The 22,330-nt window shown below is 66.2% G+C and carries 26 protein-coding genes; 8 read left to right on the forward strand and 18 right to left on the reverse strand.

Annotation, left to right across the window (positions count from 1 at the left end):
- The first annotated feature begins 110 nt into the window (after nt 1-110).
- The gene (locus AB1Z25_RS14680) at nt 111-518 is read left to right on the forward strand and encodes a VOC family protein (protein ID WP_107799882.1); all 408 of its coding nucleotides are present in this window, start codon (nt 111-113) and stop codon (nt 516-518) included.
- A 495-nt stretch (nt 519-1,013) separates the two neighbouring features.
- On the opposite strand, the gene AB1Z25_RS14685 is transcribed toward AB1Z25_RS14680, so the two are convergent.
- From AB1Z25_RS14685 to fliE, 18 genes are all read right to left on the reverse strand, one after another.
- Nucleotides 1,014-1,730, reverse strand: coding sequence for a glucosaminidase domain-containing protein (locus tag AB1Z25_RS14685; RefSeq protein ID WP_486635559.1), 717 nt, complete (start codon nt 1,728-1,730; stop codon nt 1,014-1,016).
- Nucleotides 1,711-2,136: a flagellar export chaperone FlgN gene (gene flgN / locus AB1Z25_RS14690; RefSeq protein WP_107799884.1), complete on the reverse strand. Its 426-nt coding sequence runs from the start codon at nt 2,134-2,136 to the stop codon at nt 1,711-1,713. The genes AB1Z25_RS14685 and flgN overlap by 20 nt, the downstream gene beginning before the upstream one ends.
- Nucleotides 2,137-2,406 carry a flagellar biosynthesis anti-sigma factor FlgM gene (gene flgM, locus AB1Z25_RS14695; protein WP_486635560.1) on the reverse strand — a complete coding sequence of 90 codons (270 nt, stop codon included), beginning with the start codon at nt 2,404-2,406 and terminating at the stop codon, nt 2,137-2,139.
- A 102-nt stretch (nt 2,407-2,508) separates the two neighbouring features.
- Nucleotides 2,509-3,201: a Crp/Fnr family transcriptional regulator gene (locus AB1Z25_RS14700; RefSeq protein WP_107799885.1), complete on the reverse strand. Its 693-nt coding sequence runs from the start codon at nt 3,199-3,201 to the stop codon at nt 2,509-2,511.
- 223 nt (nt 3,202-3,424) lie between these two features.
- The gene (locus tag AB1Z25_RS14705) at nt 3,425-4,405 is read right to left on the reverse strand and encodes a flagellar motor protein MotB (protein ID WP_486635561.1); all 981 of its coding nucleotides are present in this window, start codon (nt 4,403-4,405) and stop codon (nt 3,425-3,427) included.
- 13 nt (nt 4,406-4,418) lie between these two features.
- Nucleotides 4,419-5,285: a flagellar motor stator protein MotA gene (gene motA, locus AB1Z25_RS14710; RefSeq protein ID WP_107799887.1), complete on the reverse strand. Its 867-nt coding sequence runs from the start codon at nt 5,283-5,285 to the stop codon at nt 4,419-4,421.
- 17 nt (nt 5,286-5,302) lie between these two features.
- Entirely contained in the window at nt 5,303-5,995 is a 693-nt protein-coding gene (locus tag AB1Z25_RS14715) for an RNA polymerase sigma factor FliA (protein ID WP_107799888.1), read from the reverse strand.
- A gap of 6 nt (nt 5,996-6,001) precedes the next feature.
- Nucleotides 6,002-6,445 carry a flagellar basal body-associated FliL family protein gene (locus AB1Z25_RS14720; protein WP_107799889.1) on the reverse strand — a complete coding sequence of 148 codons (444 nt, stop codon included), beginning with the start codon at nt 6,443-6,445 and terminating at the stop codon, nt 6,002-6,004.
- A 17-nt stretch (nt 6,446-6,462) separates the two neighbouring features.
- Nucleotides 6,463-7,470 carry a flagellar hook-length control protein FliK gene (locus tag AB1Z25_RS14725; RefSeq protein ID WP_486635562.1) on the reverse strand — a complete coding sequence of 336 codons (1,008 nt, stop codon included), beginning with the start codon at nt 7,468-7,470 and terminating at the stop codon, nt 6,463-6,465.
- The gene (locus AB1Z25_RS14730; protein WP_235087531.1) at nt 7,467-7,754 is read right to left on the reverse strand and encodes an ABC transporter substrate-binding protein; all 288 of its coding nucleotides are present in this window, start codon (nt 7,752-7,754) and stop codon (nt 7,467-7,469) included. The genes AB1Z25_RS14725 and AB1Z25_RS14730 overlap by 4 nt, the downstream gene beginning before the upstream one ends.
- Nucleotides 7,741-8,133, reverse strand: a complete 393-nt coding sequence (fliS, locus tag AB1Z25_RS14735; protein WP_048407819.1) for a flagellar export chaperone FliS — start codon at nt 8,131-8,133, stop codon at nt 7,741-7,743. The genes AB1Z25_RS14730 and fliS overlap by 14 nt, the downstream gene beginning before the upstream one ends.
- An 85-nt stretch (nt 8,134-8,218) precedes the next feature.
- Nucleotides 8,219-9,562 carry a flagellar filament capping protein FliD gene (gene fliD, locus AB1Z25_RS14740; protein WP_107798663.1) on the reverse strand — a complete coding sequence of 448 codons (1,344 nt, stop codon included), beginning with the start codon at nt 9,560-9,562 and terminating at the stop codon, nt 8,219-8,221.
- Between the two features lie 131 nt (nt 9,563-9,693).
- Nucleotides 9,694-10,128: a flagellar export protein FliJ gene (fliJ, locus tag AB1Z25_RS14745; protein ID WP_081575891.1), complete on the reverse strand. Its 435-nt coding sequence runs from the start codon at nt 10,126-10,128 to the stop codon at nt 9,694-9,696.
- The gene (gene fliI, locus AB1Z25_RS14750; RefSeq protein ID WP_107798662.1) at nt 10,125-11,438 is read right to left on the reverse strand and encodes a flagellar protein export ATPase FliI; all 1,314 of its coding nucleotides are present in this window, start codon (nt 11,436-11,438) and stop codon (nt 10,125-10,127) included. Before fliI ends, fliJ begins: the two co-directional genes overlap by 4 nt.
- A gap of 3 nt (nt 11,439-11,441) precedes the next feature.
- On the reverse strand, nt 11,442-12,149 hold the full coding sequence (fliH, locus tag AB1Z25_RS14755; protein WP_107798661.1) for a flagellar assembly protein FliH: 708 nt from the start codon (nt 12,147-12,149) through the stop codon (nt 11,442-11,444).
- Complete coding sequence (locus tag AB1Z25_RS14760) at nt 12,146-13,198, reverse strand: flagellar motor switch protein FliG (protein ID WP_048415757.1); 1,053 nt, start codon at nt 13,196-13,198, stop codon at nt 12,146-12,148. The genes fliH and AB1Z25_RS14760 overlap by 4 nt, the downstream gene beginning before the upstream one ends.
- A complete protein-coding gene (gene fliF / locus AB1Z25_RS14765; protein ID WP_227104209.1) occupies nt 13,182-14,879 on the reverse strand; it encodes a flagellar basal-body MS-ring/collar protein FliF in 1,698 nt (565 codons plus the stop codon). The genes AB1Z25_RS14760 and fliF overlap by 17 nt, the downstream gene beginning before the upstream one ends.
- 18 nt (nt 14,880-14,897) lie before the next feature.
- Nucleotides 14,898-15,239 (reverse strand): flagellar hook-basal body complex protein FliE, encoded by a 342-nt coding sequence (gene fliE, locus AB1Z25_RS14770; protein ID WP_107798659.1) that lies wholly within the window; start codon nt 15,237-15,239, stop codon nt 14,898-14,900.
- 469 nt (nt 15,240-15,708) lie between these two features.
- Between fliE and AB1Z25_RS14775 the strand changes: the two genes are divergently transcribed.
- The 7 genes from AB1Z25_RS14775 (at nt 15,709) to AB1Z25_RS14805 (ending at nt 22,268) form a co-directional block, all read left to right on the forward strand.
- Nucleotides 15,709-16,575 (forward strand): FliM/FliN family flagellar motor C-terminal domain-containing protein, encoded by an 867-nt coding sequence (locus AB1Z25_RS14775; protein WP_107798658.1) that lies wholly within the window; start codon nt 15,709-15,711, stop codon nt 16,573-16,575.
- Nucleotides 16,576-16,606: 31 nt separating this feature from the next.
- The gene (gene fliN, locus AB1Z25_RS14780) at nt 16,607-16,969 is read left to right on the forward strand and encodes a flagellar motor switch protein FliN (protein ID WP_107798657.1); all 363 of its coding nucleotides are present in this window, start codon (nt 16,607-16,609) and stop codon (nt 16,967-16,969) included.
- Complete coding sequence (fliP, locus tag AB1Z25_RS14785; protein WP_371926309.1) at nt 16,969-17,733, forward strand: flagellar type III secretion system pore protein FliP; 765 nt, start codon at nt 16,969-16,971, stop codon at nt 17,731-17,733. The genes fliN and fliP overlap by 1 nt, the downstream gene beginning before the upstream one ends.
- A gap of 258 nt (nt 17,734-17,991) precedes the next feature.
- The gene (gene fliQ, locus AB1Z25_RS14790; protein WP_043590304.1) at nt 17,992-18,264 is read left to right on the forward strand and encodes a flagellar biosynthesis protein FliQ; all 273 of its coding nucleotides are present in this window, start codon (nt 17,992-17,994) and stop codon (nt 18,262-18,264) included.
- 2 nt (nt 18,265-18,266) lie between these two features.
- Nucleotides 18,267-19,046: a flagellar biosynthetic protein FliR gene (gene fliR, locus AB1Z25_RS14795; protein WP_253315627.1), complete on the forward strand. Its 780-nt coding sequence runs from the start codon at nt 18,267-18,269 to the stop codon at nt 19,044-19,046.
- A complete protein-coding gene (gene flhB / locus AB1Z25_RS14800; RefSeq protein WP_107798655.1) occupies nt 19,039-20,181 on the forward strand; it encodes a flagellar type III secretion system protein FlhB in 1,143 nt (380 codons plus the stop codon). Before fliR ends, flhB begins: the two co-directional genes overlap by 8 nt.
- The gene (locus tag AB1Z25_RS14805; protein WP_486635563.1) at nt 20,178-22,268 is read left to right on the forward strand and encodes a flagellar biosynthesis protein FlhA; all 2,091 of its coding nucleotides are present in this window, start codon (nt 20,178-20,180) and stop codon (nt 22,266-22,268) included. Before flhB ends, AB1Z25_RS14805 begins: the two co-directional genes overlap by 4 nt.
- Nucleotides 22,269-22,330: the final 62 nt, after the last annotated feature.

Consider the following 22,330-nt stretch of genomic DNA (forward strand, 5'->3'; position numbering starts at 1 on the left):
AGGCTATCGTTGGCATTAAGAAATACAATTCCGGCATCGGCTTGCAAATCCGCGCGCCGGACACATCATGACAAATACAAAACAAAATGCCATGCAACTAAGGAAACGTCATGATTGCCATTCGGGAGATCGACCATATCGTGCTGCGGGTCAGCGACCTGGCCAAGATGGAGCGCTTTTACCGCGAGGTGCTGGGCTGCACGGTGGAGCGCCGGCGCGAGGACTTGGGGCTGTTGCAGTTGCGCGCCGGGCATTCGCTGCTGGACCTGGTGCCGGTGGACGGGCCGCTGGGCCGGGCCGGCGGCCGCGCGCCGGCCGCGGAAGGCCGCAATCTGGATCACTTCTGTTTCCGCGTCGAGCCTTTCGACGAGGAGGCGATACGCGCCCACCTCGCAAGCCACGGCCTCAGCGCCGGGGAAACCGCCCAGCGCTACGGCGCCGAGGGCGACGGCCCCTCCTTGTACTTGCAGGACCCGGAGGGCAATGTCGTGGAGCTGAAAGGCCCGCCCTCCCCTTAGAAGCTGTTTACGATCTGCTGCGCTGCGGCGATACCATATGCCTGCCGCGCTTCCTGACGGCGCGGCGAGCGCCGCTTCGGCCCCCTGAGCCGCCTCCGCGGCCGCAAGGCCTGGGCTCCAAGACCCCAAACCGCTGTTGAATCCGGCGTCGCCGCGCCCGCCGTGAGCGGCGTCTTTCGGCGCTAAGCACCGGTTCACAGGCCGCTCCGGCAAACTGGGTCTGGCGATTTTAAATATTACTGGTTTTGATTTTTTTATTTAGACATAAATACTCTAGTCTAAACCGCTTCGATAATAGGGGGTTTAATCCGCCCGCCCTAATCGCGTTAATTCAAACAACCGTTTGGAGTAAATGCCGAAATTCAAACTGGCATTGAATTGGTATTAAATATCGTCAATGACGCTTATTCGCCGCGCCGGCGGCCGCGCGCGGCGGATATAAAAAACCCCTGAAGCGGACAGCGCCTTCAGGGCTTGTGTCGCGTGAGTCCGCGTTCAAGGCTGTCTGCGAGCCTGAATGCCCGCCGCCACCTTTTGCAGCTTGTCCGCATAGCCCGGATCGGTGGCGTAGCCGCCCTGCGCCAGCGCCTGAGCGAAGGCCTGGGCGTTGCCGCCCACGCCCAGCGCGCCGCGATAACGCGGATTGCCGGCCAGCAGCTGCGCGTAATCGGCGAAGGCGTCTTGCAGGCCGGAGTAGGCGCGGAAGCTTTCCGTCCGCTTCACGTCGCGGCCGTCCACATGCTCGGTGGTCAAGGCGCGGCTGACTTCGCCCTGCCAGCCCTTGCCGGCCTTGATGCCGAACAGATTGTGGTTGCTGCCGCCGTCGGCGCGGGTCAGCGGACGCTGGCCCCAGCCGGACTCCAGCGCCGCGTGAGCGGCCACCAATTCCGGCGCCACGCCCAGTTTGGCGGCGGCCTGTTGCGCGTAGGGCGCGATGCTGTCGAGAAAGGCCTGCTGGTCCGCGCCGTAGGGCATGCTGCCGCCCAGGGTGGCGTCCTGGACGCGCTGACGCGCCCAAGCGCCTTCCGGCGACAGGCTGGGCCAGCTCTCCGAGCCGTTTTCGATGAAGTCGCGCACTTCGCTGCGCAGCTGACCGCTCCATTGGTCGGCGAAACGCTCGCCGTCCCCGCCGCCCTGGCCGATCAACGGCAAGGCGATGGCGTCGGCGCCGAAGTCCGGCCCGGCGCCGATGTCATTGCGCACAGTAAACATCGCTGTCTCCATTCAGCACGCGGTTCATCAGGTCCTGCTGCTGTTGCAGCAGCTGGCCGTTGCGCAGGTTCAGGGTCTGGCACAAACGGATCTGCTCCACCAGCGCGTTCCAGCGCTGGCGGCAGGCTTGTTCCGCGGCGGCGGGCAAAAGCTTGAGCACCGCGTCCATCGAGGCGGCGCGGCCGCGGCCCAGCAATTGGCCGGCCAGTTGCAGGCGCTGGTCGCGGCTGGCCTGCAAGGCGTCGCATTGGGCGACGATGTCGGCCCCCAACTGCCGCAGCTCGTCGGCCTGATGCGCCAGCGCGGCGGCGAACTGCTGTTCCAGCAGTTGCTCCAAGCGGCCGTAGCCTTGCAGATCCTGCTGCACGGTGGCCAGCAGTTGTTTGAAGGCTTGCTCGCGATTCATTCAGCGGCTCCGGTGGTATTGCTCCACCAGATCGGCCAGGCGGGCGGCGTCGAAGCGCACTTCGCCGCGCGCCAAGGCGGCGCGCACTTCTTCCACCCGCTTCATGTCGATGTCCGGCAGCGCGCGCAGTTCCGCCACCGCCGGCGCCATGTCCTGGCTCGCGGCGGGCGCGACGGCGGCGGCGGGCGCGCGGGCCGGCGTTTCCGCGGCGGCGCTCTGGCCGCCGACCGCCAGTTCGCGGCGTTGCGACGAGGTCGAATTGATTTGCATAGTTTGGAATCCGTCTGGTTAGGCTGTGCGAGCGGCGCGGCCGCTCGGAGCGGGCCCTGCGGCCCGCCCTTACCCTTTCAAGGCGACAGTCTGAAAAAAAACTTAAAAATTTACCGGTAACATTTTCAGAACGACAATGCGCCGGTTTTCCAGACGGATATAGCGGCCGAACACCAGCTCCTTCAGGATGCGCGCCACCATCTCGCGGGAGGAGCCGATCTGGTCGGCGATTTCCTGCTGGGTCAGCTGCTTTTTCAGCACCATTTCCTCGCCGTCCTGCTCTTCCAGCATTTGATTGATCAGGATGCGCACGCGGCCGTACACGTCCATCAGCGCCAGGTTCTTGGCCTTGGTGGACATGCGGCGCACCACTTGCACCAGATGGCACATGATGCGGGTGCGGGCCTCCGGGCTGTGCGGCAGGCCGTCTTCGGTATCGAACAACTGCATCAGGCTGTCGCGGCTGAACACCAGCAGGTGGCTGTCCTCGTCCGCCGCGCAATTGGAGCTGCGCTCGCCGCTGTCGATGAAGCCGACCATGCCGATCAGCTCCCCGGAAGCGCAGATTTGCAGAATGTATTTCTTGCTGAGTCCATCCGAAACAAAGACTTGCATGCAACCGCTGGCCAGCAGATAGACCTCGTTGGCGCTATCGCCCTCGTTGTACAGCACCTCGCCCTTGTTCAGGCGGCGGCTTTCGGCCAGTTCCAGCGCTTTGTCCAGTTTGTCGTTGTCCAGATGTCCGAACAGATGTGTGCCTCTTAACAAGGCTTTGATATTGTGGTTTTCATTCATGACCACGTCGTCCCCGATAGTCTTGCGATTGAATCGACTTTCCCGCAGATGTTTGCCGCCTTTTGGCGTCTTTTTTTGTCAACATCATCCGAGTCTTTCGCTCGGATTTTTATTAATCAGGTGCGGATTATAATATTAGCGGTTAACAAAAGTGTGAAAAAACACACATAAAAAAAGCCTGAAACGAATCAGGCTTTTGTTTTGAACCCAAAAAAATAAAAGTTCAGCGGGGAGTTAGGCCATCTTGCAGCGCGCTATCCAGATCGGATTTCTGTAGTGGCGAACTTACAACACTGGTCTCGCGATTGCCGCTCTGCCCCGGCGGTCCGAACATGGCCACCACCGCCTGCGCCTGCTTGCTGGTCATCACCAAGAGCTCGATGCGGCGGTTGTAGGCGGCCAGCGGGTGCTCGGCGTCCAGCGGCGCCCGGTCCGCCATGCCCACCACTTGCAAAATGCCGGCGGCGTTCATGCCGCCTTCCAGCAGATGCAGCCGCGCCGCCATCGCGCGGTTGCTGGACAGGCCCCAGTTCGAAAACGAACCGAAGCCGGCGGTCCGGTATTGCGCGGCGTCAGTGTGTCCGACAATCAGCAATTGATTGTCGATATGGCCGAACATCTCGCCCATATCGTGCAACAGCCGCTTGAAGCGCGGCTCGACGATGGCGCTGCCGCGCTCGAACATGCCCTGGTTGTCGGTGTCGTGCAGCATCACCCGCAAGCCGTAAGGCGTGACCACGGTCTGCAGATTGCTGGCCAGGCCGGCGTCGCGGCTCATCTTGGCCAGCAGGCCGGCCAGCTTTTCCAGATCCGCCACGCTGTCCAGGCTGCGCTGGCCCTGTCCGTCGAAGGTTTTCTTGGCCACCTTGTTGCTCTCCTGCAGCAGGGAGTCGGCCTTGGTGGTGGTGGGCTGGCCCGGAATCGGATCGCGCGGGATCAGGCTGCCCGGCGGGGTGCCGGTATGCTCGATGCTGCGCGAGCCGCCGGCCTTCAGCGGGCTGCCGCCGCCGGCGGTCAGCAATTGCTGCAGGTTTTCCTGGTCGCGCGCGGCCAGCACCCATAGCACCAGGAACAAGCACATCAGCGCCAGCACGAAGTCGGCGAACGCCACTTTCCACGCGCCGCCGTGTCCTTCGGAATCCTGACGACGCGACACCTTCTTGATCACCGCGGCTTCATGCTCGCGATTGGGTTTATTCGCCATGCCGGCCATCCGCTCAGTTCACGCCTTCCAGCGCGTTGATCCAGGTTTCCAGCTGGGAGAAGCTGGGCTTGGTGTTCAGCTGCACCAGGCGGCGGCCGGCGTCGATGGCCAGCAGCGGCGGCTTGCCGGACACATGGGTGGTCAACACCACTTTCACCGATTCGTAGTTGGACAGCTCCTGCTTGACCAGCTGGTGCATCATATTGGACAGCGGGTCCAGCACGCCGTAGCAGAAGAAGATGCCGATGAAGGTGCCCACCATGGCGGCGGCCACTTTCTCGCTGATCTCGCCGGCGGTGGCGCCCTGGCTGACGCTGTTCATCGCCATCACGATGCCCAGCACCGCGGCCAGAATGCCGAAGCCCGGCATCGCCTCGGCGATCTTGTGCAGCGATTTGGACGGCTGGTTCAATTCTTCGTGAATGGCGTCCAACTCCTGGTCCAGCACGCCCTCCAGTTCATGGGCGCTGATCTTGCCCATGGCCATCAGGCGGAAGTTGTCGACGATGAAGGCCAGCAGCTTGGGTTCTTCCAGCACCAGCGGGTAGCGGTTGAACAAGGCGCTCTGACGCGGGGCCTCCACGTGTTCGTCCAGCGCCTTCAGGCCCTGGCTGGCGGTGATCAGCAGTTCGTACATCAGCAGCAGCAGCTGGCGCTGAAATTCCGCGTCGTACTTCTTGCGCATGCCGACGCGCTTGATCTGGCCGCCCATTTCCGTCAGCACGTGCTGCGGGTTGCCCAGCACGATGGCGCCGACGGCGGCGCCGCAGATGATCAGCAGCTCCACCGGCTGCCAGATCACGGACAGGATGCCGCCATGCAGCATGAAGCCGCCAAAGACACAAACCAGCACGATCAGAATGCCGAATAATTGCTGCATGTTTTCTTTCCTCGGGCTCAGGCCGCTTGTAGGCAGGCCTGCATTTTTTTGAGAGCGCTCTTGTTGATCTGGCAGACGCGCGCTTCGGTCAGCGCCAGCACCGCCGCGATCTCCTTGAGACTCAGTTCAAATTCGTAATACAGCTGGATCACTTGCTGTTCGCGCGGGTTCAGCGCCTGCAAGGCCACGGTCAAGGCGCTTTTCAGCGCCAGCCGCTGTTCCGGATTGTCTTCCGCCGCCGGCTCCAGGCCCTGGGCCATCAGTTCGTCGAAGCTGGACAGCGCTTCCGCGTTGTCGGCCAGCAGCGCCTCCTGATAGGCCTCGGCGCTGAGGCCCAGCAGCTGCATCGCCTCGGCTTCGCTGGGTTCGCGCCCCAGCTTGCGGCTGAGCAGGCGCAGGCCGTCGCGCACGCGGTGGGCTTCCTGGCGCACCGAGCGCGGCCGCCAGTCCAGCCGGCGCAATTCGTCCAGGATGGCGCCGCGAATGCGCAAAATGGCGAAGCCGGCGAACTTGTCGTCCGGCTCGCCGTAGCGGCGCAGGCTTTCCAGCAAGGCCATCAGCCCCACCTGCTCCATGTCTTCGCGGTCGAACACGCCGCCGGCCTGAGACGACAGCTGGCGCGCCACCCGCTTGACCAGATGGGCGTACTGACGCAGCGCCTCGGCTTCGCCGCCGGCGCTGGCCGGGGCTTCGGCGTAACTGGCGTACATGGCGGCTTACTCGATGATCAATTTGCTGACCATCACCTCGCTGAACGGCGCGTCGCGTCGCTCGCGCAGAAAACCGCCGGCATAGGCCTTGGCCAGCAAGCGCTGGTAGTCGTCTATGCTCATCGTCAGCGCCTTGTCCGCCGGCAGCTCCGACAGCGCGCGCACGGCGATGCTCTTCAGGAAGGGCAGCTGGGACTTGACCTCGGCCTCCTGCTTTTCATTGCTGCGGAACACCAGGTCCACCGCCATGAAGCGGGTGGCGGATTCCCCGCCGCGCAGCATCACGATCACCTTGTCCATGCTGACGAAGCGCGCGTCCAGCGCCGCCGCCGGCTTGGGCGCTTCCGCGGCCTGCGGCGCGCGCGAACTCAGCCACCACCAGGCGCCGCCGCCTGCGGCCAGCGCCGTCACGATGGCCACGATCAAAATCACTACGATGTTTCGATTCATTCTTGTGCTTCCGCTGCTCAGCCCTGGCCCAGCCAGAAGCCTTGTCCATCACCCTGCCCCGCTTCCGCCAGCGCCCGTCCCGGCGCGCGTTGCGGCTGCTGTTGCCCCTGGCGTTCCTGACGCTGCTGGCCGCCCTGCCCCGGCGCGCCTTCGCGCACCTCCACCGCCACCTGGGTGTATTGGCGGTTGGACAGGTCCTGGCGCAGCGCGTCGCCGATGGCTTGCAACTGGCGCACCACTTCGCCGTGCGAGGCGGTCAGTTGCACTTGCAGCGCGCCGGCTTCGTGGCGGATGGAGATTTCCAGCGAGCCCAGCGAGGGCGGGTCCAGCCGGATCAGCGCGCGGTCCATGCCGTGGCTGCTTTGCACTTGCAGGCGCTCGCCCAGCGCGGCGCTGAGCTTGTCGCCCCATTTGGCCGCTTGTTCCGCGGGCAGCTTGATCGGCGCCCATTCCGGCAGCGGCGCGCCGGCCTTGTCCTGCGGCTGCGGCGCGATGGCGGCCAATAAGGGCGCGGCGGCTTGCGCCGGCGCCGGCGTTTCGCGGCCGGCCTGAGCCTCGCCGGCCGCGGCCGGCTTGGCCGGCAACGGCGCCAGGGTGTTGAGCGCGGCGGACAGCGCGTCCGCCGGCAGCGCCGCCTCGGCGCTCCGGCGCGGCGTCGCGGCGCTGGCGACAAGCGCGGCCGCGTCCATCCCGGGCTGCGCCGGCGCGCCGGCCTGCGACGTCGGAGCCAGCGGCTGCGGCATGGCCGGCGTCGCCGGCAACGGCGGCGCGGCCAGGGCGAGCGGCTGCGCCGCCGGCGTCCCGGCCTTGGCCTCGTCGCCCGCGGGGGCCTCGGCGTCTGCGTCTGCGTCCGCCGCCGGCGCGGCGTTCTGCCCGTCCATCAGGCTGGCCAGCAAGGCGCTGGCGAAGTCGCCGCCGGACGCCGGCGCCGCCGCGTTCGGGTCCAGCAGGGGATCGGCCGGCGCGGCGTCGGCGGGCGTTGACGCGCCGCCGGCGAGAAGATTGGGGGGCAAGGATACGTTCATGCTTGATTCCAGTCGCTGACTTCGGCGTAGGCGATTTGCGCGTCGCGCTGATGGCTCAGCGCGGCGATTTTGTCTTGTAGTTCCGCGGAGTCGGCGCGGCAGACTTCCAGCGCGTCGCGGTAGGCGGCGCGCAGAGCGGCGCGCGCGGCGGCGTCCAGCGCCTGAGGCTGGGTGCGCAGCAGCTCGGCCAAGAGTTGGTCCAGCGCGGCCAGGCGCTCCCAGTCGCGCTCGGCGCAGGCGCGGCGGATGGCGGCTTCCAGCGCGGCCGGATCAGGCGGCTTCATGCTGGTCCCGCACGCCTATCCAGCCGCCCTTGAGCTTGATCAGCAGCTGTTCCGCCTCGTCCAGCGCCGCCACGTCCAGATTGACGCTGGCGTGGTAGAGCCGGTAGGCGCAGTAGTCGTAAAGCCGCGCCAGATTGGTGACCACCTCGCCGCCGGAATCGAAGTCCAGCGCGCTGGACAGGCCGTTGAGGATGTTGATGCACTTGCTGATGCTCTCGCCCTTTTGCTCGTAGCGCTGGTTTTCCAGATGGCCGCGCGCGCGCGCCATTTCTTCCAGCAGGCCGTCGAACAGCACCAGCACCAATTGCACCGGCGAGGCGGCGTGGGTCTGCGCTTCCAGATTGACCGCGTGATAGCTGCGGTAGGCGTCGTATTCCACGTTGTCGTGCTCCTGTTCTAATTCAATAGGCGGGAGGGAATCCCTCCCGCCGAATTCTGTGCGGCCAAGCAAACCCGGGCTGGATTCAGAAGGACAGCATGCCCAGAGTCTTCTGCATGTCTTCCTGCATCTTCTGCAGCTGGGTGAACTGCGTCAGGTAGCGCTTATAGCTCTGGTCGTACTGGGTCTTCAGCCGCAGCTGGCGGCTATCCAGATCTTTCTGGATGCGGGATTCGGAATCCTTGCGCAGCTTGAGCAGGCCGCTGCTGCCGTTCAGCCATTTGTCCAGGTAGTCGCTGCTTTGCTTGACCACGCCGTTCTTGTTGTCGCCGTTGACGAAACGGTCCAGCGCGTCCGGCTTGTCCTTCAGGGTGTCGTTCAGCTTCTTGCTGTCCAGGCTCAGGGTGCCGTCGCGGTTGGCCTTGATGCCCAGCTGGTTCAAGGTGATGCCGTCGTATTCCTGACGCAGCAGGCCGTTGATGCCGTCTTTCAGGCTGCGGATGCCGGAGTCACTGGCGAAGGGGCCGCCGGTCTTGCCTTCCTTGCCCGGAGCGGACAGATCGGAGATGGCGCTGGCCAGCTTGTTGTAGCTGTCGACGAAGCCTTGCACATTGCCGACGGTGTCGGCCTCGTTGCGCGACACCGACAATTGCAGCGGGGTATCGCCCGGCTTCATCGCCTTGCTGATGGTCAGGTTGACCCCGTCAATGCTGTCAAAGGTGTTGGACGCCTGCTTCATCTGCACGCCGGTGTCTTTATTGCCCAGCCAGACGATGGCGTCCTGCCCCTTGGTCAGCTCCTTGGGGCTGGCGAGGCCGCTCTTCAGGCCGGCGTCGCTGACCTGGCTCAGGTCCAGCGTGACGACGCCGCTTTCGCCGGTCTTGCCGGAGGACATCACCAGCTGGCTGGCGCCGCCGTTGTTCAACACCATGGCGTTGACCTTGCCGCTGTTGCCGCTGGCGCGGTTGATGGCCAAAGCCAGCTCCGACGGAGACAAATTGCCGTCGCCGTCGCGGTCCGCGCTGCTGAGGTCCACTTCAAAGCTGTCGCTGCCCTGGCGGATGGTGATCTTGTCGCCGGCCTGGGCCTTGGCGCCGGACAGGCTGCCGAAGGACAGCTGATGGGCGGTGGCCACTTGTTCGATGAACAGCGAGTAGTTGCCCGGCTGAGCGTTGCCCTTGGCGCTGACGCTGCCGAAGCCTTCCTGGCTGATGCTGGCGCTCATCGCCACCAGGCTCTTCTTGGTGGTGATGCCACTCAGCGCGCTGCGGTAGTCTTGCAAGGCCTTTTGCAGCTTGTTCAGCGCGTCGCCGCGCGCCTGCGCCGCCTTGCTCTGATTGTCCAGCTGGTTCTGGGCGTCTTGCAGATACAGGCTGGCGGCGTTCTGGGCCAGCGCCGAGGGCGGGGTCTTGCTGAAATCGATAGCCATTTAGAATCCTTTCGCTGTACGCGGGCCGGAGCGCGGTCGGCGCGCCGAGATGAGATCGCCGGTATTGAGATCGACGCTAATGACGATCCCTTGCGACCGCCGGCCGGCTTTTCTTGAGCCGCCGTGAATAATCACGCTCCGCGCAGCCAGGCTTGCCCGGCCAGTTCGTCGGTTTGCTTCTGTTCTTTCTTCAGCCGCAGGCGCAGCAGGCTTTCCGCCGCCTGGTCGCGCACCTGGACCATCACTTCGCGGCGCAGGCTGGCTTGCAGCAGCGCGCGCTGGCTGACCGCGGCGTCCGCCTCGGCCAGTTGCAGATCCTGCTGCTGCGAGGCCATCAGGCCCAGCAGCGCGCCCTTGTAGTCCGCGCAGTTGCGCGCCAAAGCCGGGTGGCCGGCGTCGGCGCTGGCGCCGCTCTGGCCGCAGAGCTCGCCCATGCGCAAGATGTTGCGGCGGTAGCGTTCCTGCAGCTGGCGCTTGCCTTCCACCTCGCTTTGCAAGCGGTCCACGTCCTGCTGCCGCAATTGGACCATCAGGCCCAGGCGGCGCACGTCTTCGGGCTGGCTCATGTCGCGATCATCTCCATCAAACCGTTGCGGCTGTCTTCATAGCTCGCGGCCTCGGCCGCGCCCTGGCGCAAAAAGGCTTCCAGCCTGGGCATCAGCCGCACCGCGCGGTCGGTGTCCGCGTCGGCGCCGGCGACATAGCCGCCCAAGGGGATCAGGCTGCGCACTTCCTGGTAACGGGACCAGGCGCCGCGCGCGCCGCGCGCCGCCTCCGCGTGTTCCGCCGCGGTCAGCTGGCTCATGCAGCGGCTGACCGAGCGGCCGATGTCGATGGCCGGATAATGGCCGCGCTCGGCCAGTTCCCGCGACAGCACGATGTGGCCGTCCAGGATGGCGCGCGCGGTGTCCACCACCGGGTCTTGCTGATCGTCGCCTTCGGCCAGCACGGTGTAGATGGCGCTCATGCTGCCGGCGCCGCCCTCGCCGTTGCCCGCGCTCTCCGCCAGCGAGGGCAGGAGACCGAACACCGACGGCGGATAACCGCGGGTGGCCGGCGGTTCGCCCAGCGCCAGCGCCACTTCGCGCTGAGCCATCGCGTAGCGGGTCAGCGAATCCACCAGCAGCAGCACATTGCGGCCCTGGTCGCGGAAATGGGCGGCGATGGTGTGGGTCAGTTCGGTGGCCTTCAGCCGCATCAGCGGCGATTCGTCGGCCGGCGCCACCACCAGCACCGCCTTGGCCAGGCCGGCCTCGCCCAGCGAGTGCTCGACGAACTCCCGCACTTCGCGGCCGCGCTCGCCGATCAGCCCCACCACCACCACGTCGGCTTCGGTGTGGCGGGTGATCATGCCCAGCAACACGCTTTTGCCGACGCCGGAACCGGCGAACAGACCGACGCGCTGGCCGCGGCCTATGGTGAGCAGGCTGTTGATCGCGCGCACGCCCACGTCCAGCGGCGCGGACACCGGCTGTTTTTTCAAGGGATTGACTTGCGGCGGGTGGGCGGCCAGCGGCTGTTCGCCGCCAAGACGGCCCAGGCCGTCCAGCGGCTCGCCCAGGCCGTTGACGATGCGGCCCAGCCAGGACGGGCCTATCATCAGGCCGCCGCCGTCGGCGGCGGGCAGCACCCGCGCGCCGGTGCTCAGCCCCACCGGCTTCTTGAACGGCATCAGGTAGGAGACTTCGCGCTTGAAGCCCACCACCTGGGCTTGCAGCCAGCCGCCGCCGGTGGTTTCGATCACGCAGCGCTGGCCGGTTTCCAGCGGACAGCCCACGCTTTCCAGCAGCAGGCCGGACGCGCCCACCAGGCGGCCGCTGACGGTGGCCACCGGCACCTCGGGCAGTTCCAGCCGTCCCAACGCCTGGCGCAGCATGGCTTAAGCCTCCGCCTCGGCCGCCGCCGGCTCGTCGGCGTCGTGTTGCAGTTGTTCGCGCACGGTGGCGATGCAGGCCTCCAGCCGCTGCTGACAGCCGGCGTCGGCCTCGGACTCCGGCGTGCGGATCCGGCATTCGCCGTGCGGCAGCTGCGCGTCGGCCACCAGGCGCCAGCGCGCGGCGCGCTCCGGCGCCAGTTCGCGGATGCGCTGGCATTCTTCGGCGTTGAGCAGGATTTCCACCTCGTCCTGCTGGTATTGGCCCGGCGGCAGCGCGGCCAGGGTTTCGTCCACCAGGTCCAGGATCTGCACCGGCTTGAGCGCCAATTCGCAGCGGATCACCTGGCGCGCCACCTTGGCCACCAGTTCCACCACCTCGTCGCGCATCGCCGCCTGGTATTCCTCGCTGACGCGGCGCAGTTCGGCCAGCGCGGCCTCCAGCGGCCGGCCCAGGTCGGCCAGCTCGGCCAGGGCTTCGCGGCGCGCGGCCGCCTGCCCTTCCTGGCGGCCCTGCTCCAGGCCCGCGGCGTAGCCGGCCTCTCGGCCGGCGGCTTCCCCGCTGGCCAGGCCTTCGTTGTAACCGGCGTCCATGCCCTGACGGAAGCCGTCGGCGGCGGAGGCCTGGATCTGGGCGGAGTCCTGCGCGTTCAGCGGCAGGTCCAGCGCGCTGTGGATCAGCGGCGGGAAGCGGAAGGGGCGCCAGGCCTTCACTCGACCACTTCCTCTGGGAACAGCTGCAGGTCGATTTCGCCGGCCTGGGCCAGCTGTTTGACCTGAGCCATGATGTCGGCGCGCACTTCTTCCACGCGGCTCAGCGGCACCGGGCCGGAGCGGCGCATCATCGCGTCGAAGTTTTGCGCCTGACGGCGCGGCATGGTCTGGACGATGGCCTCGCGCACCGCCGGCTCCGCGCCCTTGAGCGCGATCGCCCATTGCTCCAGCGGAATGTCTTCGCTGATGCGCATCAGCACGGCCTCGGTCTGACGCGACAGGATGAAGAAGTCGTACATGCGGGTTTCGATTTCCTCGACGATGTCCGGATCGTGGGCGCGCAGCAGTTCCATCATGCGCTGGCGGTCGCCCGGCAGGCGGTTGAGGATGTCGGCGGTCTGCTGCATGCCTTCCACCGCGGTGCTCTGGGTGTGCAGGCTTTCCAGACAGCGGTTGACCAGTTCTTCCAGCTCTTCCAGGAGCTCGCGGTCCACGTCCTTGAGCCGGGCCACGTTGACCAGCACGCTGTCGCGGCTGTCCGCCGGCAGCGCGTCCACCACCTGGCCGGCCAAGGCCGGCGGCAGGAAGGCGAGGAACACCGCCTGCATGCGCACGTGTTCGCCGGCGATGCGGTCCGCCAGCCATTGCGGCGACACCCATTGCAGCCGCGCCATCTTGGGACGGATGGCGTCGCCGTAAATGGTGTCCAGTACGCTGTTGGCGATGTCGCTGCCCAGCGCCAGATCCAGCGAGCGCTTGAGGAAGGCGCGGCTGGCGCCGTGCACCCCGCTCTGCTCGCGGTATTCGTCGAAGAATTTCTGAATCGTGGTCTTGACCGCGTCCACCTTGATGCCGCTCATGCCTGACATCGCCTGGGTCACTTGCAGCAGTTCTTCGCGGCTCAGGCAGCGCAGCACGGCGGCGGCGGGCTCCTCGCCCATGCACAGCAAGAGCACGGCGGCCTGCTCGATGGTGTTCATCGCTTCGGCGGCGGGCGCGGCGGCGGCCGGCGGCAGGGCCGGCGCTACGGCGTTATTGGTTTCGTCCATTTTTCTGCACCCATTGTTTGACGACTTCGGCGACGCGTTCCGGCTCTTTGGCGGCCAGGCCCTTCAGGTGGTCGACCAAGACGTCGACGCTGGAGCCGGCCGGCGGCAGATCGTAATTTTCCAGCAGCGGCACCACTGGGCTGGCGCCGGCGCCGGCCGCGGCCAAGGCCGCCGGCTGCGGCGCGGAGGACAGCTGCGCCTGGCGCGCGGCGCGCAGGTCGGCGCCGTCCATCAGCGGATCGGGTTTCAGTTCCAGCGCTTCCGGCTGCTGGTATTCGCGCAGCTGACGATCGGTCAGCTGGCGCAGCATCTTCAGCAGCGGACGCGCCAGCAGCAGGTAGGCCAGCAGCAGGCCGAAGGCGTAAACGGCCCAGCGCGCGGCTTCGAACCAGGTGTCCTGCTGCATCCAGATCGGTTCCGGCTCGGACAGCGCGGAGAAGTTGAGCGTGGACACCGCCAGGGTGTCGCCGCGCTCGGCGTGTATGCCCAGGCCGTTGCGCAGCACCTTGTCGACATTGGCCAGTTCGGCCGGCTTCCAGCCGCCCTTGGCCGGCGCGGCGGCCTGGTTCAGCACCACGGCCACGCTGAGGCGGCGCAGCGTGCCGCGCGCCTTCTTGATCTGGGTGACGCTGCGGTCGTAGGCGTATTGGCGGGTGACGGCGTTCTTGCTGTTGCCGGCTTTTTCCGAAGCTGGGCCGGAGGCGTCGGTGTTGACCGGGCGGTTGCTCAGCGAGCCGGGCACGCCCAGCGCCATTTTCTCGGTGGAGGTTTCCTCGCGCGAGGCCTCGTTGGTGACCTTGGGCGCCTCGCCGTATTTCTCGCGGGTTTCCTCGACGCGGTCGTTGTCCACGTCGGCGGTGACGCTGACCTTGAAATTGTCCTTGCCCAGCACCGGGGTCAGCAGATCGCGGACGTTTTGCAGCGCTTCCTCGCGGAAGCGGCGCGCGGCGTCGCTCTCATTGCCGCCCAACACCCCGTCGTCGCTCAGGTCCACGCGCGAGGACAGCAGATTGCCGGCCTGGTCCACCAGGGTGACCTGGGACGGCGACAGCGTGGACACGCTGCCGGCCACCAGCTTGATCACCGCGGCCACTTGCTCGTTGCTCAGTTGCTGGCCGGGCTTGAGGGTGACCACCACCGAGGCGGAGCCCTTGTCGTTGACGGCGCCGACAAAAGACGTGGCGCGCGGCAGCGACAGATGCACGCGCGCGGCGGACACCGGCTCCAGCGCCAGAATGCTTTGCACCAGCTCGCCTTCCAGGCCGCGGCGGAAGCGCACATCCTGGACGAACTGGCTGACGCCCAGCGGGTCGTTCTTGTCCAGCAGCTCCAGGCCGGACGGCAGCTGCGCCACCACGCCCTTGGCCGCCAGCTGCATGCGCACGCGGCCCAGCTGGCTGTCCGGCACCAGCACCTGGCCGGTTTGCGGATGGATGCGATAAGGGATTTTCTCGGCGTCCAACACCGCCATCATGTCGGCGGCCACCACTTTTTCCTGGGCGCCGAACACCGGCTTGTAGCTGGCGTCGTCGCGCCACAGCCACAGGCTGATCATCACGGTGAGGCCGATGGCCAGCGCGACGATGGGCAGCGCCAGGCGCAGGGAGGGTCCGGAAACGGGCCAACGGCCGCCCAGACGGGTTTGCACGGCCGCGACGCCGCTGCGGAAACGATTCAACACGGGCATGGTCCTCGCGGCTTACAGCTGCATCTTGATCAAGTCGTCCACGGCGCCCACCACCTTATTGCGCACTTGCATCAGCATGGAGAACGACAGGCTGGCTTCCTGGCTCATCAGCATGGCGCCGACCAGGTCGTCGCTCTTGCCGCTGTCCACATCGGCCATTTTTTCGGAGGCGGCGCGGTTCTGCGCGTCCACATCGCGGACGGCGGCGCCCATGGCGTCGGAGAAGCTGGCGGCGGAGGCCGGCTCTTCGCTGTGTTGCGGCGGCGCAATCGGCGCGCCGCGCGCCATCCCGGCCATTTCGCCGAGCATTTGCTTGCGGTCGGCATGAATCATCAAACCCAGGTTGGTCGCCATCGGAAATCCTTGTCGGGCGGTGCCCGTTATTATTGAGTGGCCAATCAAGGCCGGTTTCACGTCTGCGGCCCGCCGCGCGGCGGCGAGCGTATCGAAGCGGCAGCCCCGAGATGAGGACTTGTAACCATGCCATCATCCTGACGCCAGGATACGAGCGGCGATTTTAAACTTTATGCTTAAACCAACAGCCGTGAATTTTCACAAACTCTGACGTGAATTTTCCCCCTTTACCCAACGGCGGCAGCCAGTAAGATGCACACTCCATAAGGTTTAGCCTGCCGTTTGCCTCCGTCCGCGAGCCGCGAATTTAGTACCTTCTAGTACAGTTCGCCTCCAGCGCCGCAGAGGGCGGGCCGGCCTTGATGAACACCAGGACGCCGCGGTTTAAGCGCCGCGCCCCTGCCGTCGCCCGCGCGCGCCGGCCGGGCGCGCCGGCGGCGCCAAGCCCACGCCTTCACCGAGAATCGAGATGCCAAGAGCCAGAATCATTTCGCAGCATGACGGCGCCCAATTGCCGGCTCTCGACCTGCGCACGCTGGGACGACCGTTCCATCTGCTGCCCGTCTTCGGCAAAGCCCTGCAAGAAGAGCTGGCGGATTTCCTGCAGCAAGAATTGAACCGCCGCTACCACGCGCGTTTCCACATCCGCGCGCTGGAACAGGCGCAACCGGCCGCCGACGAGCGCCGCTGGCTGTGGCACGCGCTGGACGGCTGCCAGCTGGGCAGCCATATCGAACGACCGCTGCTGCTGCGCTTGCTGGACTACCGCTTCGGCGCGCCGACGGCGCAGCCGGACGCCGACGCCGCCGCGCCGGCGGAGACCGAAACCGAACGCCGGCTGGCGCGCAGCCTGGCGGAACGGCTGCTGCCGCGGCTGCTGCAATGCGTTTTGCGCCTGGACCGCCAGGCCGGCGGCCTGCCGCCCGGCCCGGCCGACTGCGCGCTGCTGCCCTTCGTGCCGCCCGGCACCGGGGTCTGGGAGATACGCCTGGACATCGGCGACGGCGAGCACGCCGTCGGCGCGCTGCGCCTGCAACTGGACGCCGCCTGCTTCGAACGGCTGCTGAAAAACCTGTCCGGCCGCCGCGACAGCGCCGACGCCCAGGCCGCGCCGGCGGACACCTTCCGCGACCGGCTGCGGGTGCGGCTGCAAGCGCGGCTGCTGGATCGCGAAATGGCGCTGGGCGACATCATGGACCTGCGCCCCGGCAGCGTGCTGCCGGTGACGCTGCAGGCCAGGAGCGAAGTGCTGGTCGGCGCTTCGCGGCTGTTCGACGCCGAAGTGGCCGAGCAGCACGGCAAGCTGTGCCTGACCGGCTTTGTCGCCAGCGAATGACTCCACAAACACAGAACAAGCAAGGATTAGCATGGACTTGAACGACGATTTCGACCTGGGCGGCGTGCTGGACGGCCTGGACGGCCAGAACGACGCGGACGCCAAGCCGGCGGACGACGCCGCGGCGCGCCGGCCGCAACGCGACATGACCCAGTTCCTGCGCAAGATCCCGGTCCGGCTGACGCTGGAAGTGGGCGGCGCCGACATCTCGCTGGCCGATCTGGTCAATATCGAAAACGGCTCGGTGGTGGAGCTGGACAAGCTGGCCGGCGAACCGCTGGACATCAAGGTCAACGGCACGGTGATCGGACGCGGCGAGGTGGTGGTGGCCGGCGAGAACTACGGCCTGCGGGTGGTGGAGCTGAACGATCTGGAACTGGACAGCCTGGCCTGATGGGACTCTTGAAGAAGTTGCGCCCCCTGCTGCGACCCGGCCTCATCGCTACGGGGCTTTGGGCGCTGGCCGCCGCCTGTCAGGCCGAGCCGCTGAAGCTGCTGTCGGCCAACGCCGGCGGCACGCCGGTGGATTTCACCATCAAGACTCAGATCCTGATCCTGATGACCTTGCTCGGGCTCTTGCCCGTGCTGGTGCTGATGATGACCAGCTTCACCCGCTTCATCATCGTGCTGTCCCTGCTGCGCCAGGCGCTGGGCCTGCAGCAGGGCCTGCCCAACCGCATCGTCACCGGCGTGTCCCTGATCCTGACCCTGCTGGTGATGCGGCCGGTGGGCCTGGAGGTGTGGAACCATGCCTTGCAGCCCTTCGATCAGGACAAGATCACCATGCAGCAGGCGCTGGAGATCGCGCAGAAGCCGATCAGCCGCTTCATGCTGGCGCAAACCAGCAAGACCGCGCTGGCGCAGATCGCCAGGCTGTCCGGCGAGGAAAAGATCAGCAATCCGCAGGACCACGCCTTCGCGGTCAAGCTGGCCGCCTTCGTGCTGTCGGAGTTGAAGACCGCGTTCCAGATCGGCTGCATGCTGTTCATCCCCTTCCTGGTGATAGACCTAGTGGTGTCCAGCGTGCTGATGGCGATGGGCATGATGATGCTGTCGCCGCTGGTGATTTCGCTGCCGCTCAAGCTGCTGCTGTTCGTGCTGGTGGACGGCTGGTCGCTGACGGTGAACACCCTGGTCACCTCGATACAGGCTTATTGAATTGAGCACAAATTTTTTGCCACGGAAGCACACGGAAGACACGGAAAAATTCAGAAAAACACAAAATTCTTTGTCATGGATATCCGCCGAGGCATACGGAAATAGCGCTTTTCGAAGCGCCGAACATAAGGCGTACACAACACAGGCATGGAGTCATTGATTTTGAATTTTCCGTGTTTTTCCGTGTGCTTCCGTGGCTAAAAAAGTTTTTTACGCTTCCGCGGCTCATTGATCATCTTGACTAACTAACAGGCGTTTATGCTCACTCCCGACATTGCCGTCGACATCGTCAACGACAGCCTGCGCGTCGTCGTCACCCTGGTGGTGTTGCTGATCCTGCCCAGCCTGATCGTCGGCGTCATCGTCAGCCTGATCCAGGCCGCCACCCAGATCAACGAGCAGACGCTGTCCTTCCTGCCGCGGCTGCTGGTGACCTTGCTCACCATCGCCATCGCCGGCCACTGGATCACCGGCTTCCTGATGGATTTCTGCGTGGCGATGTTCCAGCGCGCCGCCGGTCTGGTCGGATAGCCGTGACCGGCCTCTACGCCCAGCTGCTGGACCTGATCCCGGCCTTCTGGTGGCCGTTCTGCCGGCTGATGGCCGCCTTCAGCGTGGCGCCCTTCATCGGCGAGGGCATGGTGCCGGTGCGGGTGCGCATCGGCCTGGCGCTGGCCTTGTCCGCCGCCACGCTGCCGGCCACCCTGCCGCTGCCCAAGCTGGACCTGTTCTCGCTGGCCGGCGTCGCCGCCAGCATCGAGCAGGCGGTGATCGGCCTCGTCTTCGGCCTCGCCTTTCAGCTGGTGCTGGCGGTGCTGGCCGTGCTCGGCTTCCTGGTGTCCTCGCAGATGGCGCTGTCCATGGCGGTGATGAACGACCCCGGCAACGGCAATTCTTCCGACGTGGTGTCCAGCCTGCTCTACCTGCTGGGCGCCATGATCTTCTTCTCGCTGGACGGCCATTTGCTGCTGATCCAGGTGGTTTACGCCAGCTTCCAGGCCTGGCCGGTGGGCGGCGGCGTGCCGGCCGCCTCGCTGTCCATGCTGGCCGGCGGCGTGGCCTGGGTCTTGTCCGCCGCCATGCTGCTGGCGCTGCCGGCGGTGTTCGCCACCTTCGTGGTGCAGGCCGGCATCGGCATGATCAACCGTGTGGCGCCGTCGCTGAACCTGTTCTCGCTGGGCTTCCCGCTGATCACCTTGTTCGGACTGGGCACGCTGGGCCTGGTGGCTCGCTTCATCCCCCAGCAATACCTGAACCTGAACGAACAGATGCTGCGCCTGCTGGACGGCATGCTGAGGGCCGGCCATGGCTGAGGGGCGCGGCGGCGACAAAACCGAAAAGGCCACGCCGCACAAGCTGCGGCAGGCGCGCAAGCAAGGCCAGGTGCCGCGCTCGCGCGATCTGGCCGCCGCGCTGGGCCTGTTGTTGGCGCTGAAACTGGCTTTCTGGCTGATGCCGCAGTGGCTGGACGAATTCCGGGAATTGTTCGCGCTGGCCTTCGCCCCGCTCTCCGGCAGCGGCGCGCTGGACAACAGCTGGTCCAAGCTGTTCGCCGGCACCTTGCTGCTGCTGGTCAAGATGGTGCTGCCGCTGGCGGTGATTCCGCTGTGCATGATCGTGGTTTCGCTCTATCCCGGCGGCTGGGTGTTCAGCCTCAACCATCTGCAGCCCAAGCTGGAGCGCTTCAATCCGCTGGCCCACTTCGGCCGCATCGCCTCGGCGCGGCACGCCAGCGAGATCGGCAAATCCATCGCCAAGGCTCTGTTGCTGGGCTGGGTGCTGTACCGGCTGAGCCAGAGCGCGCTGGAAGACTTCTTCGCCTTGCAAGGCGCGCCCTTCGCCACCGCTCTCGCCGGCAGCGCCGAGCTGCTGATCAACGCGCTGCTGACCCTGACCGCGGTGTTCATGCTGTTCGCGCTGATCGACCTGCCGCTGCAAATCCTGCTGTTCATGAAGCAGCAGAAGATGAGCAAGCAGGAAATCAAGGAAGAGTACAAGAGCACCGAGGGCCGGCCGGAGATCAAGCAGCGCATCCGCCAGATCCAGATGCAGATGGCCCAGCGCGGCGTGCGCAAGGCGGTGCCCACCGCCGACGTGGTCATCGTCAACCCCGAGCACTACGCGGTGGCGCTGAAATACGATGAGGAGCGCGCCGAGGCGCCCTTCATCATCGCCAAGGGCCTGGACGAGATGGCGCTCTACATCCGTCAGGTGGCTCAAGAGCATCAGGTGGACATCGTGCCGCTGCCGCCGCTGGCGCGCGCCGTCTACCACACCACCCAGGTCAACCAACAGATCCCCGCGCCGCTGTACCGAGCGGTGGCGCAAGTCCTGACCTATGTCATGCAACTCAAGGCCTTCCGCAACGGATCGCGCCGCAGCCAGCCGCGGCTGCCGGACGATTTGCCGATCCCGCGCGACATGGCCGATCCCAGAACCGCATCATGAACGCTTTCACTCGACTGCTGGCCGACATCGGCCGCCACAAGATCGCCGCCCCGCTGTTTTTGCTGGCCATACTGGCCATGGTGATGCTGCCCTTGCCGCCGATGGCGCTGGACATGCTGTTCACCTTCAACATCGTGCTGGCCATCATCGTCATCCTGGTCAGCGTCTCCGCCAAGCGGCCGCTGGACTTCTCCGCCTTCCCCACCATCATCCTGGCCACCACCCTGCTCAGACTGTCGCTGAACGTGGCGTCCACCCGGGTGGTGCTGCTGCACGGCCATGAGGGCACCCACGCCGCCGGCCGGGTGATCGAGGCCTTCGGCCAGGTGGTGATAGGCGGCAACTTCGTCGTCGGCATGGTGGTCTTCGTCATCCTGATGATCATCAACTTCATGGTGGTGACCAAGGGCGCGGAACGGATCTCGGAAGTGTCCGCCCGCTTCACCCTGGACGCGCTGCCCGGCAAGCAGATGGCCATCGACGCCGACCTCAACGCCGGCCTGATCAATCAGGAGCAGGCGCAGCAGCGCCGCCGCGACATCGCCACCGAGGCCGATTTCTACGGCGCGATGGACGGCGCGTCCAAGTTCGTGCGCGGCGACGCCATCGCCGGCATCCTGATCCTGATCATCAATCTCTTCGGCGGCGTGGCCATCGGCGCGCTGATGCACGGCCTGTCCGCCGGCGACGCCTTCCGCCAGTACGCGCTGATGACCATAGGCGACGGCCTGGTGGCCCAGATCCCGGCCCTGCTGCTGTCCTCCGCCGCCGCCATCATCGTCACCCGCATCAGCGACGACGGCGATATGCAGGAGCAGGTGGGCAAGCAGATGCTGGCCTCCCCCACCGTGCTGATGAGCGCCGCCGGCATGATGCTGGTGCTGGCCGCCATCCCCGGCATGCCCTGGCCCACCTTCCTGGGCTTCGCGCTGCTGCTGGGCTTCGTCGCCTGGCGGATGCACCGCCGCCAGCAAGTGCTGCCGAACCAGCCGGACCCGGCGCTGGCGAAAAGCGCGCTGGCCGGCGACGCCGACATCGAACTGGAATGGGGCGCCCTGCCCTATGTGGACACGCTGGGCGTCAATCTGGGCTACAAGCTGGTGTCGCTGCTGGACAAGAGCCAGGGCGCGCCGCTGGCCAAGCGCGTGCGCGGCGTGCGCCAGAGCCTGAGCGAGGGCATGGGCGTGCTGATGCCGCAAGTGAACCTGCGCGACGATCTGCGCCTCAAGCCCTCGCAATACGCCATCCTGCTCAGCGGCAACACCGTGGCCGAGGGCGAGGTCTACGCCGACCGCCTGATGGCCATCCCCTCGCCGGAGCTGTACGGCGAAGTGGACGGCATGCCCGGCGTGGACCCGGCCTACGCGATGCCGGTGACCTGGATCCTGCCCGACGACAAGAGCAAGGCCTTGGGCCTGGGCTACCAGGTGGTGGACTGCGCCAGCGTGGTGGCCACCCATCTGAACAAGGTGATGCGCGAGCACTTGTCCGAGCTGTTCCGCCACGACGACGTGGCCGCCATCAACGAGCGGCTGTCGGCGCTGGCGCCCAAGCTCGCCTCCGCGCTGAACCAGGCGCTGCCGGCGCCCTTGCAGCTCAAGGCCTACCGCCAGCTGCTGACCGACAATGTGTCGCTGAAAGACATCGGCCCCATCGCCAACGCCCTGCTGGACGCCAGCGAAAGCAGCAAGGACCCCATCATGCTGGCGGCCGAGGTGCGCTGCGCGCTGAAACGCCAGATCGTGCAATCCATCCTGGGCCCACGCGGCGAGATGAAGGCCTTCAATCTGTCCGCCGATCTGGAAAACCTGCTGCTGGGCGCGCTGAGCCAGGCGCAGCAAACCGGCAAGCCGCAGCTGGACAGCTTCCCCATCGACCCCAACGTGCTGCAGCAGCTGCAGGCCAATATGCCGGTGGTGCGCGACCAGATGAAACAGCTGGGCCACGCGCCCATCCTGCTGGTGATGCCGCAGATCCGCCCGCTGCTGGCGCGCTACGCGCGCTTGTTCGCGCCCGGCCTGCACGTGCTGTCCTACAACGAAGTGCCGGAAACCCGCGAAGTCAGCCTGACCGGCACCCTGGGCTGAGCGCCCGCCCGCGATCAACCCCGCCGCGGGCGCGCGTCGCCGCGCCCGCACGCTCTTCGCAT

The organism is Chromobacterium sp. HL1, assembly GCF_057418835.1.

Bases quoted from the DNA above. Each gene is read 5' to 3' on its own strand.
- AB1Z25_RS14680 (WP_107799882.1), top strand. From the start codon at position 111: ATGATTGCCATTCGGGAGATCGACCATATCGTGCTGCGGGTCAGCGAC.
- AB1Z25_RS14685 (WP_486635559.1), bottom strand. From the start codon at position 1,730: ATGTTTACTGTGCGCAATGACATCGGCGCCGGGCCGGACTTCGGCGCC.
- flgN (WP_107799884.1), bottom strand. From the start codon at position 2,136: ATGAATCGCGAGCAAGCCTTCAAACAACTGCTGGCCACCGTGCAGCAG.
- flgM (WP_486635560.1), bottom strand. From the start codon at position 2,406: ATGCAAATCAATTCGACCTCGTCGCAACGCCGCGAACTGGCGGTCGGC.
- AB1Z25_RS14700 (WP_107799885.1), bottom strand. From the start codon at position 3,201: ATGAATGAAAACCACAATATCAAAGCCTTGTTAAGAGGCACACATCTG.
- AB1Z25_RS14705 (WP_486635561.1), bottom strand. From the start codon at position 4,405: ATGGCGAATAAACCCAATCGCGAGCATGAAGCCGCGGTGATCAAGAAG.
- motA (WP_107799887.1), bottom strand. From the start codon at position 5,285: ATGCAGCAATTATTCGGCATTCTGATCGTGCTGGTTTGTGTCTTTGGC.
- AB1Z25_RS14715 (WP_107799888.1), bottom strand. From the start codon at position 5,995: ATGTACGCCAGTTACGCCGAAGCCCCGGCCAGCGCCGGCGGCGAAGCC.
- AB1Z25_RS14720 (WP_107799889.1), bottom strand. From the start codon at position 6,445: ATGAATCGAAACATCGTAGTGATTTTGATCGTGGCCATCGTGACGGCG.
- AB1Z25_RS14725 (WP_486635562.1), bottom strand. From the start codon at position 7,470: ATGAACGTATCCTTGCCCCCCAATCTTCTCGCCGGCGGCGCGTCAACG.
- AB1Z25_RS14730 (WP_235087531.1), bottom strand. From the start codon at position 7,754: ATGAAGCCGCCTGATCCGGCCGCGCTGGAAGCCGCCATCCGCCGCGCC.
- fliD (WP_107798663.1), bottom strand. From the start codon at position 9,562: ATGGCTATCGATTTCAGCAAGACCCCGCCCTCGGCGCTGGCCCAGAAC.
- fliJ (WP_081575891.1), bottom strand. From the start codon at position 10,128: ATGAGCCAGCCCGAAGACGTGCGCCGCCTGGGCCTGATGGTCCAATTG.
- fliI (WP_107798662.1), bottom strand. From the start codon at position 11,438: ATGCTGCGCCAGGCGTTGGGACGGCTGGAACTGCCCGAGGTGCCGGTG.
- AB1Z25_RS14760 (WP_048415757.1), bottom strand. From the start codon at position 13,198: ATGGACGAAACCAATAACGCCGTAGCGCCGGCCCTGCCGCCGGCCGCC.
- fliE (WP_107798659.1), bottom strand. From the start codon at position 15,239: ATGGCGACCAACCTGGGTTTGATGATTCATGCCGACCGCAAGCAAATG.
- AB1Z25_RS14775 (WP_107798658.1), top strand. From the start codon at position 15,709: ATGCCAAGAGCCAGAATCATTTCGCAGCATGACGGCGCCCAATTGCCG.
- fliN (WP_107798657.1), top strand. From the start codon at position 16,607: ATGGACTTGAACGACGATTTCGACCTGGGCGGCGTGCTGGACGGCCTG.
- fliP (WP_371926309.1), top strand. From the start codon at position 16,969: ATGGGACTCTTGAAGAAGTTGCGCCCCCTGCTGCGACCCGGCCTCATC.
- fliQ (WP_043590304.1), top strand. From the start codon at position 17,992: ATGCTCACTCCCGACATTGCCGTCGACATCGTCAACGACAGCCTGCGC.
- flhB (WP_107798655.1), top strand. From the start codon at position 19,039: ATGGCTGAGGGGCGCGGCGGCGACAAAACCGAAAAGGCCACGCCGCAC.
- AB1Z25_RS14805 (WP_486635563.1), top strand. From the start codon at position 20,178: ATGAACGCTTTCACTCGACTGCTGGCCGACATCGGCCGCCACAAGATC.